This window comes from Blastopirellula sp. SH421 (assembly GCF_057808535.1).
In genome coordinates, this window is record NZ_CM173712.1 from 4,539,630 (window position 1) to 4,558,290 (window position 18,661).

Annotated in this window: 14 protein-coding genes; 12 read left to right on the forward strand and 2 right to left on the reverse strand. The window is 53.7% G+C overall.

All coding sequences use genetic code 11. The annotated features are described in order from the left end of the window. The first annotated feature begins 51 nt into the window (after positions 1-51). The 6 genes from pckA (at position 52) to SH421x_RS18465 (ending at position 7,642) form a co-directional block, all read left to right on the forward strand. A complete protein-coding gene (gene pckA / locus SH421x_RS18440) occupies positions 52-1,629 on the forward strand; it encodes a phosphoenolpyruvate carboxykinase (ATP) (protein ID WP_488851241.1) in 1,578 nt (525 codons plus the stop codon). Positions 1,630-1,901: 272 nt separating this feature from the next. Then, positions 1,902-2,156 (forward strand): hypothetical protein, encoded by a 255-nt coding sequence (locus SH421x_RS18445; RefSeq protein ID WP_488851243.1) that lies wholly within the window; start codon positions 1,902-1,904, stop codon positions 2,154-2,156. 362 nt (positions 2,157-2,518) lie between these two features. After that, entirely contained in the window at positions 2,519-2,773 is a 255-nt protein-coding gene (locus tag SH421x_RS18450; protein WP_488851245.1) for a BON domain-containing protein, read from the forward strand. A gap of 1,671 nt (positions 2,774-4,444) precedes the next feature. Beyond that, positions 4,445-4,960, forward strand: a complete 516-nt coding sequence (locus SH421x_RS18455; RefSeq protein ID WP_488851247.1) for a hypothetical protein — start codon at positions 4,445-4,447, stop codon at positions 4,958-4,960. A gap of 93 nt (positions 4,961-5,053) precedes the next feature. Then, positions 5,054-6,112 carry a hypothetical protein gene (locus SH421x_RS18460; protein ID WP_488851249.1) on the forward strand — a complete coding sequence of 353 codons (1,059 nt, stop codon included), beginning with the start codon at positions 5,054-5,056 and terminating at the stop codon, positions 6,110-6,112. Between the two features lie 588 nt (positions 6,113-6,700). Continuing rightward, entirely contained in the window at positions 6,701-7,642 is a 942-nt protein-coding gene (locus SH421x_RS18465; RefSeq protein ID WP_488851251.1) for a hypothetical protein, read from the forward strand. A gap of 411 nt (positions 7,643-8,053) precedes the next feature. Here the strand turns inward: SH421x_RS18465 and SH421x_RS18470 are convergent, their stop codons facing one another. Then, positions 8,054-8,749, reverse strand: a complete 696-nt coding sequence (locus SH421x_RS18470; protein WP_488851253.1) for a zinc ribbon domain-containing protein — start codon at positions 8,747-8,749, stop codon at positions 8,054-8,056. A gap of 240 nt (positions 8,750-8,989) precedes the next feature. On the opposite strand from SH421x_RS18470, the gene SH421x_RS18475 reads away from it, so the two are divergent. The 4 genes from SH421x_RS18475 (at position 8,990) to SH421x_RS18490 (ending at position 12,321) form a co-directional block, all read left to right on the forward strand. After that, the gene (locus SH421x_RS18475; protein WP_488851255.1) at positions 8,990-9,592 is read left to right on the forward strand and encodes a hypothetical protein; all 603 of its coding nucleotides are present in this window, start codon (positions 8,990-8,992) and stop codon (positions 9,590-9,592) included. A 158-nt stretch (positions 9,593-9,750) separates the two neighbouring features. Then, positions 9,751-10,563: a menaquinone biosynthetic enzyme MqnA/MqnD family protein gene (locus tag SH421x_RS18480; protein WP_488851257.1), complete on the forward strand. Its 813-nt coding sequence runs from the start codon at positions 9,751-9,753 to the stop codon at positions 10,561-10,563. Beyond that, a complete protein-coding gene (mqnC, locus tag SH421x_RS18485) occupies positions 10,544-11,671 on the forward strand; it encodes a cyclic dehypoxanthinyl futalosine synthase (RefSeq protein WP_488851259.1) in 1,128 nt (375 codons plus the stop codon). Before SH421x_RS18480 ends, mqnC begins: the two co-directional genes overlap by 20 nt. A gap of 11 nt (positions 11,672-11,682) precedes the next feature. Next, complete coding sequence (locus SH421x_RS18490) at positions 11,683-12,321, forward strand: class I SAM-dependent methyltransferase (RefSeq protein ID WP_488851261.1); 639 nt, start codon at positions 11,683-11,685, stop codon at positions 12,319-12,321. A gap of 273 nt (positions 12,322-12,594) precedes the next feature. On the opposite strand, the gene SH421x_RS18495 is transcribed toward SH421x_RS18490, so the two are convergent. Beyond that, positions 12,595-14,340, reverse strand: coding sequence for a hypothetical protein (locus SH421x_RS18495; RefSeq protein ID WP_488851263.1), 1,746 nt, complete (start codon positions 14,338-14,340; stop codon positions 12,595-12,597). 431 nt (positions 14,341-14,771) lie between these two features. Here SH421x_RS18495 and SH421x_RS18500 point away from each other — a divergent pair, with 431 nt between their 5' ends. Continuing rightward, positions 14,772-16,190: a hypothetical protein gene (locus SH421x_RS18500; RefSeq protein ID WP_488851265.1), complete on the forward strand. Its 1,419-nt coding sequence runs from the start codon at positions 14,772-14,774 to the stop codon at positions 16,188-16,190. A gap of 380 nt (positions 16,191-16,570) precedes the next feature. Beyond that, positions 16,571-18,649, forward strand: a complete 2,079-nt coding sequence (locus SH421x_RS18505) for a serine hydrolase (protein ID WP_488851267.1) — start codon at positions 16,571-16,573, stop codon at positions 18,647-18,649. Positions 18,650-18,661: the final 12 nt, after the last annotated feature.

Below are 18,661 nucleotides of genomic sequence, written 5' to 3' on the forward strand. Positions count from 1 at the left end.
CTGCAACTCTGGGGAACGATTCTCGATTCAGAAGGCAGGACGATGGGCACGATGGACCTAACCCCTTACGGCATTATAGTCGCCGATGTACGCCGCAATCTCGCCCCTTCGCGACTTTATGAAGAAGCGATTCGCGTTGACGAAAAAGCGGCCATCGCTGATTCCGGCGCTTTGATCGCCTACTCGGGCGAAAAAACCGGGCGTTCTCCCACCGACAAACGAATCGTCCGCGCCGAAGAATCGGCCCACGAGGTTTGGTGGGGTTCGGTCAATATCAACATTGACGAAGCCTCCTACGTCATCAATCTAGAGCGGGCCAAGGACTATCTCAACACCCGTAAAGCGTTGTACGTGGTCGATGCATTTGCTGGCTGGGATCCCAAATATCGGCTGAAAGTTCGCGTCATCTGCTCACGCCCGTACCATGCGTTGTTCATGCACACGATGCTGATTCGTCCGACCCACGAAGAGTTGGCCGATTTTGGCGATCCGGAAGTCATCATCTACAACGCCGGACAATTTCCGGCCAACCAGCACACTCCCGGCATGACCTCCAAGACCAGCGTGGACGTCAACCTAGAGAAGCGCGAGATGGTGATCCTCGGTACCGAATACGCCGGCGAGATGAAGAAGGGCGTCTTCACCATGATGAACTACTACATGCCCAAAGTTGGTGTGCTGTCGATGCATTGCTCCGCGACAACTGACCCGCAATCTGGTCACAGCTCGGTGATGTTTGGGCTCTCTGGCACCGGCAAAACCACCCTCTCGGCCGACCCCAAACGTTTACTCATCGGTGACGATGAGCATTGCTGGTCGGACGACGGCATCTTCAACATCGAAGGAGGCTGTTACGCCAAAGCGATCGATCTGGCGCCTGATTCTGAGCCCGAAATCTTTCAAGCGCTGCGGTTTGGCGCCGTGCTCGAAAATGTGGTCTACGACGAAGATGACCACCATGTCGACTTCAGCAACACCAGCATCACGCAAAATACCCGCGGCGCTTATCCGATCGAGTTCATCCGCAACGCCAAGATCCCCTGCATCGCCAGCCACCCGGATGACGTCATCTTTTTGACCTGCGATGCGTTTGGCGTGCTTCCGCCGGTTAGTCGGTTGACTCCAGAGCAAGCGATGTATCACTTCATCAGCGGCTACACTGCCAAAGTCGCCGGGACCGAGATGGGCGTCACCGAACCGCAAGCGACGTTCAGTCCCTGCTTTGGCGGTCCCTTCCTGGTTTGGCATCCCGGTAAGTACGCGGAACTACTGGCCGAGAAAATGGCGAAACACAACGCTAAAGTTTGGCTGGTCAACACCGGCTGGGCCGGTGGAGGCTACGGCGTTGGTTCGCGGTTCAAGCTCCGTTACACACGCGCAATTATCGACGCAATTCACGGCGGAGCGCTCAGCGACTGCCAGACCGCAACCGATCCCTATTTTGGCTTCGAAACCGTCACCCAAGTCCCCGGCGTCCCCAGCGAGCTGTTAGTTCCCCAAACCAGTTGGCCCAACACCGCAGACTACGAGCAAGCAGCCCATAAATTGGCGCAGCTCTTTATTGACAACTTTAAGAAATACGCCCCCGGCGTCAGTTCAGCCGTACTGCAAGCTGGCCCCAAGGCCTAACACGCTTTGCGAACCCATGCTCCCACTCCAGCCGCCGCATCTTTGGCGGCTGTTTTTTTGCGCTGTCACTATTTTGTCCGCAAAAACAGATCGGCCGGCATAAATATTGCTTCTCATGTATTTGTATGAATACCACCGAATCGCCTGACACGGCGAACATAGAAGCAATTGTCCAAAGGGTCGTTGAGCGCCAACAAGCCACCTCCGCTGAGAAAGAGCGGGATCTGCGTCGAAAGCGAAAGGCGTTGCGGCGAGAGAAAGCACGACGCCAGATGACCCGCTCGGTCGAGACCATCAAATGGTGCATGTTAGCAAGCGTTAGTCTCTCTTTAATCAGCATGATCGGCGTACTCTGGACCGGTTATCAGGCCAACCGCACGATTAATCTAGTCGAGCACGAGATCCGCCAATTTAAAGAGACCGTTTACAATCCGGTCGAAAATGCCGCCGCGGCGCTCGGACGGCAAATTGATGACAAACTCGAAGCCTACTTTGAAGAGAAACCCTCTGTCGAAGTGAAGAAGTAAAGGAGATCGTCTAGCTATCAGTACCGCTGGTCGCCAGGCGTTCGCTCTGGTTTTCAAACGTCCACTTTTGAAACGCCAGCCATCCATTCGATCTGCTGGATTCCAAGGTCATTGCGCGTTCGAACAGTCGCTTTTCTCCGCATGGAACGCTGATTTTTTAATTCGTTCCACAGATCTTGGCGATCTGGCACAGTAGCTGCTAATTGGATCCGTTAAGAAAACGCCGGCAGGCCATTTTCTTTGATTTTAAGCGTAAGTCGCCTCCCCTCAGGGCGCCCAACCGCTTACTTATCGAGTCAGCATTAAGTGCGACTCACCGAACTTTTGCTCCCCCCTTCGATTGTTTGGTTCTGGAGATTGCCATGCCTTTAATGTCGGCAGCCGATCATTGCCTTGAATTGGCGAAACGAGTACGAGATGCGTTGGGTCTATTGGGATATTCCGATCTAAATCATATCTCGTGCGAAGCTTCCTCGGCGGACGAGATCACGCTACGTGGATCGACCAAGTCGCATTACCTCCGCTTGGCCGCGCACGCCGTGGCCCAACATGTACCGGGAGTTCAAAAGGTGCGTAACCGCATCGTCGTACTCGAAACCGCACAACCGGCAGCCTAATAAGTCGCCCCATTAGGTTGCCGCGTTAGGCTGGATGCATACCTGCAAATGCATCCAGCCTATTTTTATTTCTTGGCTTCGGTTCCAGCTTTCTCGCCAAACAAGCTCAGGCTCCAAACCTCACGCTTTCGGCGGGGGTGGATCTAAACGCAACCAGCAATTCAAGAGGATAACCCACCATTTCCCCAGCTGCTGCGTCTCTTTGCCTCGCTGAACCAAGACTGACGCGCTGCTTTGAGAACTTCGGGCCAAGCAAGCGAGTTCAAGTTCCGCCCAACTTCCTCAGCGATCTACAGCGTTTTCCCCGAAGCGATAGCGTCTACAGCGCTCTCCATACAAGCAGCGTCAAATGACCGAAGGCGACGAAGCCGTGACGTCGATGCAAATCAACGCAGACCAGCGCAGCCGTAGAGCGAACCACTTGAATCCATTCCAGAGCCCCCTGAACATCGCTGGCTCTGTCAGGAAGTAACCGCTGGAGAGATCTCATCCCAGGCGCCACCTAAATAAACAATAGCCCTGCTTGTAAAGCGATCCTAGCCACTTGGTCGAACAAGCCTAGATTGCTACCGTGCACTTGCTGCACAGTGCACCAAGTCGCTGTCAGAAAAGTGCCGGGGGGACACAAATCCCAGGCTGTTCACCAACGCCCTCCGTGCCGATATTTCATCGGAACTAATTTCTAACTACTTGCTGCTGGTATGCAGAGAGCGGTTCCCTCTGCATCTAAATCAATCTCGGATACTGCTCTCATAGACTGCGGTACCGTGGCGCAGGAATGGTTCAGGCAATGATTCCTGCTGAGCCGCACCGGCGCTGCGTTCCTGCAAAAAAAGTGACGCCGTTCATCGATTCAGACTCTCTACTCGAAGTGATTGAACCAGGCGTATATTCGACGCACGCAGGAGGCAGTCCATTGTCGATCTTCTCCCTGGCGCCGATGCTAGTACACGTCGCGTCTAAGCCTCTCTAGAGCGTCTTCTGGCTGGTCAGCGCAGACCAGCGCTGACTCAAAGCCAGCAGAGACGCCATCGACAGAGAGGGAGCAGCGCTAGTTTGCTCTCCTCTACTCAGGTTTGTAGGAATTGCCGTTCGTTGAGAAGCGCTGCGTAGGCCCGAACGTCGCCGAGATCGAATCTGACATCACGACCTCATGCTTCAACTTCACAAGGCTCATTCTGTTACTGGAGTTTAGTGAGCATGTACGAACGCATCCAGAACGTTTGAGATAGCTTTCCGATCAGTCCGTCGCGTGCAAGATGAAAGATGGTAGCTACTCGTTCACGGTGGCCGGCCTGTCACCAATCAGCGTTTTCTCTGCGGAGATCTTGGATGGCGAAGTCTTGATTTCTTACTCGTACGCTCGTTGCTGGAGCGTGGCCAGATCAACGAACAATCCCTTTACTTCCGGCCCAAATCCATAAAAGTAACGCAGTCGCAACCAACATCAAAATCGTGAAAGAAATACTAAGTGGCATACTACTTGCGGCCCTGCAAGGTAACGAAAAGTGAGACTTGCGGAACCCTTTGCGTTTTTGATCCGGAGTTCAATCATTGATCAACAAGCCGCTCATCGACGCAACTATTTTCTGTGAGCCGCGCTGTAGCCAGCTTGTTGCGGCGCAGTGAGCTTTCTGTTTTTCACTCATTCATACCCTTAGGAGTTCAAAAATGAATTGGACAAAGTGGACCCAACTTTCACTGCTTCTGTTGATATTTGCGTGTGCTGGAGTTCCTCTGCGAGCGAATGCACAGGATACAGCGAGAAGTGAGAACGCGACCGATTTAACGAAACAAAAAAATGTTGAGTCCGGCGAGAATGCGGAGCGGTCTGAAGCCGAATCTTCTCACGATGACTGGAGCGATAACTGGTGGAAAGTTGACCTCAGCTTATCGGGCACCGACTGGTGGGAAACCGACAAGAAAAACGACCCGTCCAATACGGATGGCAATGACAACTGGGTGGAAGTCGAGTTAAATGTCTCCGGAAAAAACGGATGGAGCCGCGACGAAGAAGATGTTGAACAACATCGCGTTGATAAAAAGCGAATCGACGAGCAGCAGGTCAGCGAGGCGCAAGTCAGCGAGCAGGAAGCTGATCTGCAAACTGACGTTCAAGCCCCCAATGACCAACAGGATCAACTTGACGACGATTATTCCAGCGATTCTTGGTGGTTCTGGGACTAGTTCGCCCAATCCGTCGTCGAGAACAGTTACTTACGGCGTATCAAGTTGACACGCAATTATTCTTTACGCACTTCTTACAAGAAGGACTTAATTATGCATTTACAAAACTGGAAGATTGGCGCTCTCGCCCTGGCAACAACGGTTGGTTTGACAACTTTGACGCAAGCTCAACTCAATGACAATCAACGACGAAGCAGCCATATCTCGCAGCAAGATGAAGAGCGGGATGGGACTTCAAATCGTAATCAAACTCAGAGATCGCAGCGCGATTCCAATCAAAACTCGCAACAGCCCAATACTCAAAAACGCACGTCTGAAGATCAAAAGCAATATCAGCTAAATCTCGATGGCTGGGTTCATATTGCGACCGATTTAGATCGTGACGGCAAGTATGATGCGGTCGAAACGATTTACTTGTTTGATCTGGAGAACGCCCGCAAAGCGAGTCGTGCCCGCGCTCAAAACGCTGAAAACAAACAAAATTCGGCGTATAGGGAGCAGCGGAAGGGTGTGCACATCTCGGGAAAGGTGAAAAGTCTTGAGCATAAGTCTCTGGTAAGCTCCAAAGAGAAAAAGGTAGTCGCGAAGGTCACGACAGACCAAGGTGAAACAAAGACCGTTTGTTTGGGCAGCGTAAGCAAGGTCCGACAACTTGATTTGCAAACAGGAGATCAAGTGCAGGCGACAGGCGTTCGCGCACGAATTGACGGTCGCCAAGTAGTGCTGGCGAGCCACGTCTCGACGGGTGACCACACCATCGAGAACCCGTTGCCGCAAAAAACAGGATTGTCACGCTACCAAGGCGAAGTTCAGGATACGCGAAAAACGACGTTCCAGGGTCGTAACGGCGAATTCTTGATCGCCACGGTCAAAACCAAGGATCATGGCACAATGCAAGTGAACCTTGGACCGAATCGAGAGATCACGGATCTCGACATTCAGAAGGGCACAAAGATCAAAATGTTGGCCCGTAAAGGAAACATCAATGGTCAAGAGTCTCTTCTAGCTCAAGTGATTCGCGTGAATGATCGCAGCGTCGATATTCGAGAAGCGACGCAACAGACGCTGAAGGATCAAAGCTCGCAAAGTTCAAAGCAGAGCAATCGTAATCGAAGCGACGATCGGGCTCAGCAGGACGAGCAGCGTTATTAGAGATGCGCTATGTAAACTAGATGGCGGCTTTCCTAGAAAGCCGCCTTTTTTTTGGGGCATGCGTCACGATGAATTCTCCCCTCTGTAAATTCAAAATCTCATCCTCTTCCACGGAGAAGTCCGGCAACATAACCGATTGCTGCTCTAGACGATCAGCTACATTCGCGAGCCATCCGGTTGATCTCAGGCGTTCTCTGCCCCCAGCCCAGGACTCGTGGAGGCTAAAGCTACACATTTTCCTGCGTCCTGGCTCGTAGTGTGCCGGCCCTCGAACTCTACGTGTGCCGATTACCTCAGCGAGTCTAACAGCGCAGCTCTTTTCAATCCGATTGGACCAAGTTTTGATTTCTCCACGCGATCGGCTACATTCATCCAGAACTCGTGTTCGACGTCAACACGCTGCCGACCCTTATCTATACATAAAATCCAGTGAAACGCTCCATCAGGCGGTAATGTCTCAGTATCAGGCAGTTCTACCGTAACTCTCGATCAGGATCACAAAAGACAGTTCTGGCGAAGCTTGCTGTATAGGTCCGCATCGCAAACTTCGAGAAATTCGCCGACAAAACGGTCTGCAAGGAATCCAACGTGCTGAATGACATTCGCGAGCAACTGAGTAAGGCGAAGGGAGAGTTTCGTCAAAAACAGAAGCTCGACTCGATGCTGGGAGAGGCGCTAGCTCAACTCCAACAATTGCAGCACCGCTGCAGGCAGTTCGAGGAGATTCTCGACAGAGAAAAAGCGGATGTTGACCGGCTAGAAGGGAACAGTTTAACAGGTTTGTTTTACGCGATCCTCGGCGTCAAAGAAGCGCGACTAGAAACGGAGCGACAAGAATATCTCGCCGCAAAGCTGAAGTACGAAGCATGCGTTCGAGCAGTCGATGACGCCCAGCAGGAAATCGAAAAGCTGCGCACCCAACGAACGATCCTACGCGATGCAGAGAGCGACTATCATCGACTGTTAAAGGAGAAGCAGCAGCTCCTCTCGCAAACTGGCGCACCAAATGCCGCTACGATCCTAAAACTAGCGGATCAACTGGCTGACTTAGCAGCGGACCGCAAAGAACTTCGCGAGGCGGCCAAGGCAGGCTCCACTGCCCAGCAGTCGCTGGAACAGGTTCGGTCCGAACTTTACGCTGCCGAAAATTGGGGCACATGGGACATGCTGGGTGGCGGGACAATTACAACTTGGGCCAAGCATTCAAAAATCGACTCTGCCAAAAGCCAAGCACAAATCGCCCAGCAACACCTGCGAGAATTCCAAGCAGAACTTGCTGACGCTGACCTGCGTCTTCAGCTTTCATTGGAAGACATCGGTGGATTTTCAACCTTTGCAGACTACTTTTTCGACGGATTGATCGCAGATTGGGTTGTGCAGTCAAAAATTAAGAACGCTTTGGCTGCCTGTGATTTGGCCACCCAAAAGGTTGCGTCCGCATTATATAAATGCCGTGATCGGCTCTCAGAAACCGAGCAAAACCTCAAGCAGATTACTGAGGAGCATCGTCAGCTCATCGAAAAAGCATAGCTGCCGCAAGCCGAACCGCTTTGGCCAAGGTCAGGTGGCGAGGGCGAAGATTGCACCTTGACAAAGTCTTAGGATTTTGCGATTATTAATTCACACATTCAAGGAAGCCGTGCCGCCAGTTGGTCTCACTGAGGCGCTGTTTTGTGGTTGAAGATCGGCAACTTCAAGCGAGGTTGGCGGGATTGTTTGCTGCGCGGGATTCGTCGCCTTTGAAATTCGCGGGCCAGTGAAAAAAACGCGGTAGCTGAGTCCACTCGGGAAGGCCAATGACGAATGCCTAACTAAGAGAGATTCCCATCGACGATGTGCAGTATCTGTGCTTCGTCATTTACTTGCTACCGAATTTCTCTCACTCGCTAGGGCTACGAAGAATCTGGCACGCAAAAAAACGTTGCAGTCCGGTCCGCTTTCCTAAGGCTCCCACCACCGCGGGCAATGAGGCATTAGCAACATGATCCAGCGCAGGGCGACCGTGACGATCAGATAGGTTGCGTAGATCATAAAGCCGATGATGAAATCGACCTCAAAGCAGCCCATTGCAGCGAACGAACCGGCGGCGATGCAGACTGAAACCCACATCAAAAGATAAGGAAACTCGTCCGGTTGGATATTGATATAAGGGATCACAAACGCATACAGTCCCCAGATCGCGGCGAACGCTACGGCGCACAGCGATACGCGAATCCAGAGTTCTCCGCCGTGAAACGCTTCGAGCTCGTCATTGCGTGTAAACCAGTAGGCGCCGTAAACGATCGGAAAGGCCAACGCCAGCGAACCGATGACCAGGATCGGGGTCTTGGCCGAATCTTCCATTCCGCGGACGACAAACGCGATCCCCAGCACCAGGATCGACGCAACAATTACAATCCCCAAAGCGATTGGAGAAAAGACGGCATCTTCACGCTTGACCGGCACAAAAACGAGCCGTCCAGCCGTGTCCTTAACCCCGCCAAACTGCTCTTTCTCATGAATGACAACTTGTTCGTCCAGGGTGGGAATCCGGATCTTTTTTTTGCAATTAGGGCAAGGGCCCTCTTTGCCAGCAAATTTGTCGCTGACGTCGTACCGTTTGAAGCAATGTGGACAAGTAACGCGTATTTTGTTCATGAGGGAAGATATTCCGGTCGAGAAAAGCAGGAGATTCGCTGCGTCTAGTTTGGCGAAGTCAGCCGGCCCGTCAAGCAATCAGGCGGTAAAGCAAGCAATCCGGCGTCCTCTTGGTCAAGTCGACGTAAAGTCATGCAGGATCTTTCTAAATTTGCGTTACTCACGCCGAGTACTAGGCTAGAATAGGCGATTTCCAGTGGTTCGTATTACGCTGGCGACATTGATAACGGTGAGGTCTACGTGTCGGCTTCTAAAGAAAAAGATCTGGTCTTTCTCTGCCCGAATGGGCACAAGCTGCATGCGCCGCGGCGATTGCAGGGACAAGCAGGACAATGTCCTCATTGTAACGTGAAATTTCGGGTTCCGGTGATCGATGTAGAAGACGAACTCCACCCCGCTGGGGCAGATGCTTCTCGTTTGGACTCGTCGGTCAGCATTTCTGCTTCGGCCCACAAATTGATCGGCCCCAGCACCAGCGGCGTGCTCGATTCTGGCACTCCTGACATTATGAAAGATGATGCGGGCGCGTCCAATGTTTTGGGCCCTTCGACCGCACGCGGCTCGTCTCCCAGCATCTCACTAAGCGGATATGGCCGGCTTTTTCAAGAATTTCTGCGGTTGTGGAGCTTGCGGCGCCCTGGTGCAACCGTCGAGATTCATCTGCCGGAAGGGGAGATTTTTGTGCCGGAATTTTTCTCACCTTCGCGTTCCACGGCCGAATTTGGCTTTTTTGCACGCAGCCCCAAAGCGGGCGATTACACGATTCAAATCGTACCCTGGCAGTCGGTTTGTCGGATCGTAGTCAACGGAATCAAAGAACTGCCGAGCGATCTAAGCAGCTAGATCGGTAGTTAATCGGCGATGACTTGTGCGGTTAACCCGTTAACCGGGTGTATGTTGCGTCGCGGTTCACGCCTGGGCGAAGCCGGCTCTCCCCAGTAAAATGGCAGCCGTTGGCGGGCATACTGCAACGCGACCAAACCGACAGGCACCAGGCACAGATGCAGGTAGATTCGACAATCCGCGTCGGCGCGGTTTCTTATTTGAATACGAAACCGCTGGTTTACGGTTTGGCCGCCGCCCAGTCCGATATCGAACTGGTATTCGACTTACCAAGTCGCTTGGCCGACCAACTTGCGGCCGGAGATCTGGATGTCGCGCTGATTCCGTCGGTCGAGTTTTTTCAAGATCCCAGCTACGCAATCGTGTCCGACGCTTGTATCGCTTGCCGCGGCCCGGTTTGGAGCGTGAAGCTCTTTTTCCGCAAGCCGCCGGCTGAAGTTCGAACGTTGGCCTTAGACGAGGGATCGCGGACCAGCGCCGCATTGTCCAAGATTTTGCTGTCTGAGCGTTACGGTTTAAGACCGCAGCTGATGCCGCTGCCGATCGACGCGGCGTTTGACTCAGTCAATGCGGATGCGGTGCTGATTATCGGCGATCGTGCGATCCACGCGCCGGACGAGCAGTTTGTCGAAGTTTGGGATTTGGGACAAGAATGGCGCACCTGGTCAGGCAAGTCGTTTGTATTCGCCGCTTGGGTTGCCAGGCCCGGTTTTGACACGCCGCAAATCGCCGCTGCATTATCGGCGGCCCGCGACGCAGGACTAGAAAATTTAGAAGCAATCGCCGCGGCCGAAGCTCCCCAGCATCGCCTGACGACGGCGCAGTGCTTAACTTACCTGCGAGACAACTTACACTTTATCTTGGGGCCTGACGAAGAAAGTGGTCTGGCCCTGTTTCACGCACACGCGGTGCAGCGAGGGCTGGCTCCGCCGAACGATCGATGGACGCGTCATGATTGCGAAGCTACTTGAAAAAGCGGTCGCCGGAGAACGCTTGACCCCGGCCGAAGGTTTGCAGCTGTTAGAGTCGCACGATCTGGTCGCGCTGGGTCGCGCTGCCGACGCCGTGACGCGTCGTCTGCATCCCGAGAGCTATCGCACCTACAACATCGATCGCAACATCAACTATACCAACGTCTGCACGGCGGTCTGCGATTTCTGCGCTTTCTATCGTGGCCCCAAAAGTGACGAAGGGTATGTTCTCTCGCAAGAACAACTGATCGCCAAAGTCCAAGAGACGATCGAGCTGGGGGGCGAACAAATCTTGCTGCAAGGGGGACTGCATCCCAAGTTCACCCTGGAGTGGTACGAAGATATGTTAACCGACCTGAAGCGCCGCTTCCCAACGGTCAACATGCATGCATTCAGCCCGCCCGAGATCTACCACTTCTCGAAGGTCAACAAACTGTCACTGCACGAAGTACTCTCGCGGCTAAAAGCGGCCGGCCTGGGCAGTTTGCCCGGCGGCGGCGCCGAGATCTTGGTCGATCGCGTCCGCAACGAGATCACCCGCGGCAAAGTGATGACCGACGATTGGCTTGACGTGATGCGCGTCTGGCACCAACTAGGGGGCCATAGCTCGGCGACGATGATGTTTGGCCATGTCGAAACGTTGGCCGAACGGATCGAGCATCTCGACAGACTGCGCCAGTTGCAAGACGAAACCGGCGGGTTCACCGCGTTCATCTGCTGGACTTTCCAGCCCGATCATACCGACATGTCCGACGTTCCTCCGGCTGGTTCGTTTGAATACCTGAAAACCCAAGCCGTCGCACGGCTCTATCTCGATAACATTCCCAACATCCAATCCAGCTGGGTAACCCAAGGCCTGAAGATGGGCCAGTTGGCGCTGCTTTACGGGGCCAACGACATGGGAAGCTTGATGATTGAAGAAAACGTCGTCGCCGAAGCCGGCACCGTCCACTATCTGACTCTCGATCAAATTCGGGATTCGATCAGCGAGTTGGGCTATACTCCTCGGCAGCGCAACGTCCACTACGACTTGATCCCGATCGAGCACGAAACGCAAGCGGTCAACGCCAATCGACGGCGCGATCAACAATTGCTGCAGCTGACCTAGGGCGACAAACCATGACCAACCAGTGGACCAAGCCCGAGCATTCGCTCGCTTATTTGCAGCGTGCCAAACGACAGACGCAACGGCAACTAGGAGATGAGACGCTGCTGGCCGAGTTGCCGACCAGTTGTCACCGCGTGCTAGATCTTGGCTGCGGCGCCGGCCATCTGCTGGGTCTGGTGCTGGAGAGTTTGCCGCAAGCCTCGGGGATTGGCATCGACTTTTCGGCGACGATGCTTGCGCAAGCAAAGGCTCGCTTTGGCGATGATCCTCGCGTCCAACTCATCGAGCACAGTCTCGATGACCCCTTGCCGCAACTCGGCCCGTTTGATGCGATCGTTTCGAGCTTTGCGATTCACCATTGCAACGACCAACGCAAACGCGCCCTGTACGAAGAGGTATTTGCCCAACTGCGTCCCGGTGGCGTTTTCTGCAATTTGGAGCATGTCGCATCGCCGACGGTCACGATGCATGAGCGATTTTTAAGCGAGCTGCACATCCCGCTGGAAGAAGACGATCCATCCAACCAATTGCTCGACGCAGGCACACAGCTTCAGTGGCTCTGCGAGATCGGCTTTGAAGAGGTTGACTGTTACTGGAAATGGCGCGAGATGGCGCTGCTTGTGGGGAAGAAGGCGACTGACGCTAGGTAGGTTTCTTCCAACTCCAAGTTTTGAAGTTGGTCATGAATTGAATTCATCTGCCGAGCGACTTTGAAATCCATTGATCGTCTCCAGAGAGGAAATACTTCAAAGATCGTGACGCAACAAATACGTCGAGATCTTTCGCGTCGCTTGGTTTGAAAAGTGGTTTACGCAAGCGAGCGACCTTCCATCAGTGTTGGCTTCACTCACCCACTAAATTGCGAAATTCGCAGCGGGTAATCGGCCCAATGCTCTCGTATTCCTACCTCGTATTCGATAAAGTCATTGGTCTTGATAGGTATTCACAACACTTCCAGATAAGCTCATTGTTTCAATGCGGAAAATTCTCGCGACCGGCGAATCACCGATTTTGGTAATCTCACAGTATAGATTCGCCGAAACCTTTGCATTGTCGTCGAAGACCAAATCAAGTTCCCGTCCAAAATCTTCTGAAACAACAAACTTCAGCTCCTTCCCGTAGAATACGTTCGAGACGTATTTCCCATCGACGCTGCTCGCACCTACGCAAAAGACTTTCGCTTCTTTCTCTCGCTCAAATCCACCGTGCAGCCACACGGCGTCTAACTTGATAATCCCTCCCATATAGGTCTCAGGAAAATTCACTAAGTCTTTGAACATCACAATCGCAGGACGATCTTTTGTTCCTTGTGCGATCATATTTCGAGTGCTGTTTTTTGGTTCGCCTCCTCCGACAATCTGGGGATCTTCATATGCATCCAGTACGTCCCCATTGAGGTTTAGTGTTTCAATCCGATAGATTCGACCAACCAGATAATCTCCCATTTTCGCGATCTCGCAACACAGGTTTGTACCGACCATTTTGTCTGCCTCAAATATGAGGTCTAACTTCCGACCGAATTCTTCGGAAACAATGAATTTTAATTCGCCTCGCAGCAACACGCTGGAAACTCGCTTTCCATCCCGACTACTTATACCAACAGAAAAAACTCCAATCTTTCGTGCTCTCTCCAGATCACCATCGAACCATACCGAGTCAATACGGACATGTTTTCCGATGTAGTCTTCGGGAAAATTGGTCAAATCTTTAAAGCTGACAATTGCTGGATCCCGCAAAGCTGCGAGCTTCGTCTCTATTTCGAGATTTCGACGGCGATCCTCTTCCATTCGCGACTGAGCGGCTGCTAATCTTCGCTTCTCCTCCAGTCGTTGACCTTCGGCTCGCATCTGATCGGCCTTTTCGAGATTGCGAAGGATCGTCTCGCTGCGAATGGCGACCAGAACTGGTTCTTTTACTTTGCCATCATCGATCTTGCCAGTTGTCTTTACCGTCTCAAATTCTTCTTCGGACAAACCGACGAGCGACTCGAGAGCGAGTGTATCGGAAACCGAGTTTTCGGCTTCGGTGAGCAGTTTTTGAGCTATAGCTTTTTCTTTGGCATATGGCTCCGCCAGGTATTTCTTCAGCAAAGGAATTGCGTCAGCGACACGTTTTACTTCAATCCGCTCCTTCGCTTCATTCCATATGGAGGCTGCTTGCCGCTGCGATCTTTCGTCGGAGATTTGCTCTTGGCGGCGGCGGATCTCGATCAAAACCGAATCCCCCTCCTCTCTTTCCGTAACGACCGGATTATTAAGGGCTTCAACTAGCCTCCGCTCTACCGCTTCCCCGTCATACGACGAGTCCCCGCGAATCCATTCCCGGGCAGCGGCGACCGCAGTCGAAATGCTGTCGTTGGCGGCTACGATTTCAGCTTGGTGCAACGCATGTGAAAACCAGATCAGAAACAAAACCCCACCGAGTACGAATAAGCCAACACCAACCCATAATGTGAGAAGGGTTTTTCGGCCTAGTCCCTCTGGTTCGTCGTCTGCGCCCACCCGTTTTACACCGTCAGCCATCGGTATTTGCACCATCACGGCATGCCCACAATTCGGGCATTTCACGCGTTTTCCGGCGTAGTGCGGCGGGGCCGACAGACGTTTTCCGCAAGAACACTGCACACCTATCACTTGTGCATCGTCAAGCTGCTTATCATGAATTGGCATTAACTGTCCTTAGTCGCATCGCAGAAAGCGAGGATTTTGAGGGGTTCGTCAAAGGGAAACCAGTATAGCCGTCAGAGGGGATCAAATCTACCAATTTGAACGACATGACCTCGCACCAGAACCGCTCGCACATGTTGTTCCGTATCGCATCTAGAAGTCGCCACATGCCGTGGGAGAATAGTGTCTCTTACAAATCTCAATGGCGAGTCTCTCAGCATTCGTCGTTTGCGCGATCCGAGATCGTGAGAGCGCTTCTGATATTCAAAAAGCGAGTTGCAATTGTCCAGTGGATCGTCCATAACAACAGACTCGTCGATATCACGAGACATCGCTAATCGAGCAATATGCTCTGCGATTGCGAAAAAAGGGCATTAATCTTTTTCGTCCGCCTGTTACTTTCCTCGCCTATGATACCTGCCCGGAGAACAAAGATGAAATCGCCGCTGAGATTGTTCCCACTGCTACTCATCAGTTGCCTGCTCGTCTCCAAGACCTTCGCCGCCGAACTGCGTCTGGCGACGTTTGACGTCGACGCTTCTCCTCAGATCGGCGCACCGCTGGCTTATGATCCGACCAAAGAAATCACCTCGCCGCTTAGTTGCCGCGGCGTCATACTGCTGGGCGCCGAGCAGCCGATTGTGTTGTGTACCGTCGATTGGCTCGGAGTCGCTAATGATTCTAATCGCTTTTTCCGAAAGAAGTTGGCCGCCGCGGTTGGTACGACCATCGATCGCGTCGCGGTTCATACGCTGCATCAGCATGATGCGCCGCGCTGTGACCTGGGCTCGGCCGCGCTGCTGGCAAAGTACAACGCAGAGAAGCAACACTATGACGTTCCGTTTCTGCATGACGTGATCGATCGGGCCGCCGTCGCAGCGGCCGAGTCGCTCAAGCAGGCGACTCCCGTCACCAGCTTCTCGACTGGCTCTGCGGAGGTTCACGATGTCGCTTCCAATCGGCGCATGCTGGATGCAGACGGCAAAGTGGTCATGACGCGCTATACGGCTTGCGCGGATCCCAAGATCCGCAGCTTGCCAACCGGCGTAATCGATCCGATATTGCGTTTGGTAGCGTTTTACAACGGCGACAAACCGGTCGCGGTGATTACGACCTATGCGACCCATCCGCAAAGTTACTATCGCACCGGCGGCGCCAATCCCGACTTTCCTGGCATGGCCCGCAATCAGCGTCAGCAGCAGACCGGCGTCTTCCATCTGCATTTGAACGGCGCTGGCGGAAACATCGGCGCTGGCAAGTTCAACGACGGTTCGCACGCCAATCGTCAGACGCTGGCGGACAAGGTAGCTGACGGAATGCGACGCGCCTGGGAGTCGCAACAAAAGCAATCCATCACCGCTGCCGACGTCGCTTGGAACAGCGTCGCCGTCCAGTTGCCTGCGGCGTCTCACTTAGACGGTGAAGCGCTGGCCGCCGAGGTCGCCGACGAAAAGACGCCGCCGGCATTGCGTGTGCACGCTGCCGACAAGCTCTCTTACTTCAACAGCCTGCAAGCTGGCGAGCAGCTGAACATCGGCTGTTTAAGCATTGCCGACACGCGAATCTTGTTTCTGCCCGGTGAGTTGTTTGTCGAATATCAACTAGCCGCGCAGCAGATGCGGCCTGACAAAAACGTCTTGCTGGCAGCTTACGGCGACTATGGCACGTTTTATATCGGGACTCGGCTCGCCTATTGGCAGGGAGGCTACGAGACCAGCGAACGGGCCACGAATGTCTCGCCTGAAGCAGAGCAAGTCCTGACAACCGCGATGGCGACCCTGCTCGAAGCGCCCAACACCAAAGTCCGGCCCAACGATTTTACCGACACGATCGGCCCTGGACTGCCGCAATAAGACGGATGAAAAGTTCGTGACCGAGACCACCTAGCGAATCGCCCCAGGCAGTTTTACTGTTTGCACTTGTCAAGGATTGGATCTCGGTTGACGGATCGGCGACCGATGACTGCTTCGCTGGGTCGGGGATACCAACTAACACAGAGACTTGCAAACGGCCCTGTTCGAATTGAAAAGTGCCATCGCCGACGAAATCGAGTCCGGCAATCTGCCAGCGAATTCCATTTTTTGGAAGTTGCGCAATTGGGATAGTTAATTGCGCATCATTCACTTGGGTCCCGGCTTGTCGCAGCCTAACATCAAGTAAGCGTAATTGGACGTAGGTGCGCCGTATGACGTGCTCGGATCCATTCTCGGCTTTTTCCTTAGGGGCGAATTGCATGCTTTCCATCATTAGCAGTCGCAGGTTCACGCGATTCGCCCTGCTCCTTGTGATTGCGGCATTGCCGCTGTCTGCCGCTTGGGCTGAGCCGGCAGAAGATCCTGACCAAATGGAAGCGGCTCTGCGTCGTGCGCTACTTCCCAGAATCCAACGGCATCGCGGCGAAGTGGCCGTCATGATCAAACATTTGCCGAGCGGCGCAACCTTTACCTACGAGGCCAGTCGCCCTCAAGCAACCGCAAGTCTGATCAAGCTGCCGCTGCTCATGGCGCTTTATCAGCAGGCGGCGGAAAAGCAGGTTTCGCTCGACACGCTGGTCCCGCTGAAGCAAGCAGACCAGGTTCCCGGCTCTGGCATTCTCACTTCCCATTTTTCAGCAGGCTTACAATTGCCGCTGCGAGATGCGGCACGTTTGATGATCGCCTATTCTGACAACACGGCGACCAATCTGGTCATCGATCAAATCGGCTTGAAAGCAACCAACGATTTAATGGACTCGCTGGAGTGCAGCGACACCCAACTCAACTCGAAGGTCTATCGCCGCGACACTTCGATTGATTTGCAGAGTAGCCAGCAATTTGGTCTAGGAGTTACGACGGCGCGCGACATGGTCCGCTTGCTAGAACTACTGCACCGGCGACAGTTCATTGACGCCGCAACTTCTGACGAAATCGTGACCCACCTCAGCGCCTGTGAAGACAAGTCCAAAGTCACTCGCTTGCTCCCTGCTGATGTGAAAGCGCCGCACAAGACAGGCTCAGTCAACGACACTCGAACGGACGCCGGCATTATCCCCCTGCTCGATGGAGCAGTATTGTATTGCGTACTCACGCAGAAGAATGAAGATCGCAGTTGGGGGGATAATAATCAAGCAGAACTGCTGGCCGCCGAGATCGGCCAGACTGTTTATCAATACTTCACCGCCGGAAAAGCGACGAAGCCTTCGTCGGCGATTCAAACGCTTTCATTGGGCGCGCAAGGAGACTTGGTTGAGTCGCTTCAGCGCACGCTCAACGCGCGCCTCTCTCCCTCGCCAGAACTGCAAGTCGATGGAGACTTTGGCCCCAGCACCGAAGCGGCTCTGCTGCGATTTCAACGGCAAGCAGCGATCGCTACCAGCGGCGTGGTGGATCGGGAAGTCTGGAAAGCCCTGGGCCCGATCGTGACCGAAGACGAAGCAGTCGCCGATATCGCTAGTATCAATCGAACCGTCACTGTGAAGCGACCAATCGATTCGCTCGACGGCTTGCCGTTTGTGACCTGCAAGGCCTGGACGGTGGTCGATCTCGATTCGGGCGAGATCATCGCCGGCGACGCAGCTAACATCTCCCGAGATCCGGCCAGCACTACCAAGATCATGACGGCACATCTGGTGCTACAACTCGCCGAGAAGTCGCCCGAAGTCCTGGATGAGATCATCACGTTCTCGGAGAGCGCCGACCAAACTCCAGGCTCTACCTCCGGCTTAAAAGTGGGAGAACAGGTTTCTGTCGGCGAACTGCTCTACGGCTTGTTGCTTCCTTCTGGCAACGACGCCGCGGTCGCATTGGCAGAACATTTTGGTGATCGGCTGACCATGGATCCGGATCAAAACGGGCACGATGGATTTATCACCGCGATGAATGCGATGGCCGAATCGCTAACAATGAAGCAAACCGGGTATCGCAATCCGCATGGCCTGACGGCCAAAGGGCATGTGACGACCGCCGCCGATATGGCGATTCTGGCGCGAGCCGCGATGAAGTCTGACCGTTTTCGCGAGATAGTTTCTACAACGCAGCACGCCGTGACGGTGAAATCGGAGGCAGGCTACGACCGCAACGTGATCTGGCGAAACACCAATCAGTTGCTCCAGCAGCAAGGCTATCTTGGCGTAAAGACCGGAACGACCGGCGCCGCTGGTTGCTGCTTGGTGGCCTGTTCAGAGCGAGAAGAAAGACGGCTGCTGATGGTTTTGCTCGGATCAAGTTCGACCGAAGCTCGCTATACGGATGCGCGAAATCTGTATCGCTGGGTCTGGAAAACAGAGGCCGAAAAAGCCGCAAAAACAGAAGCTGCCACCGCCATCGGCGGCTAGAACCCGCCCTTT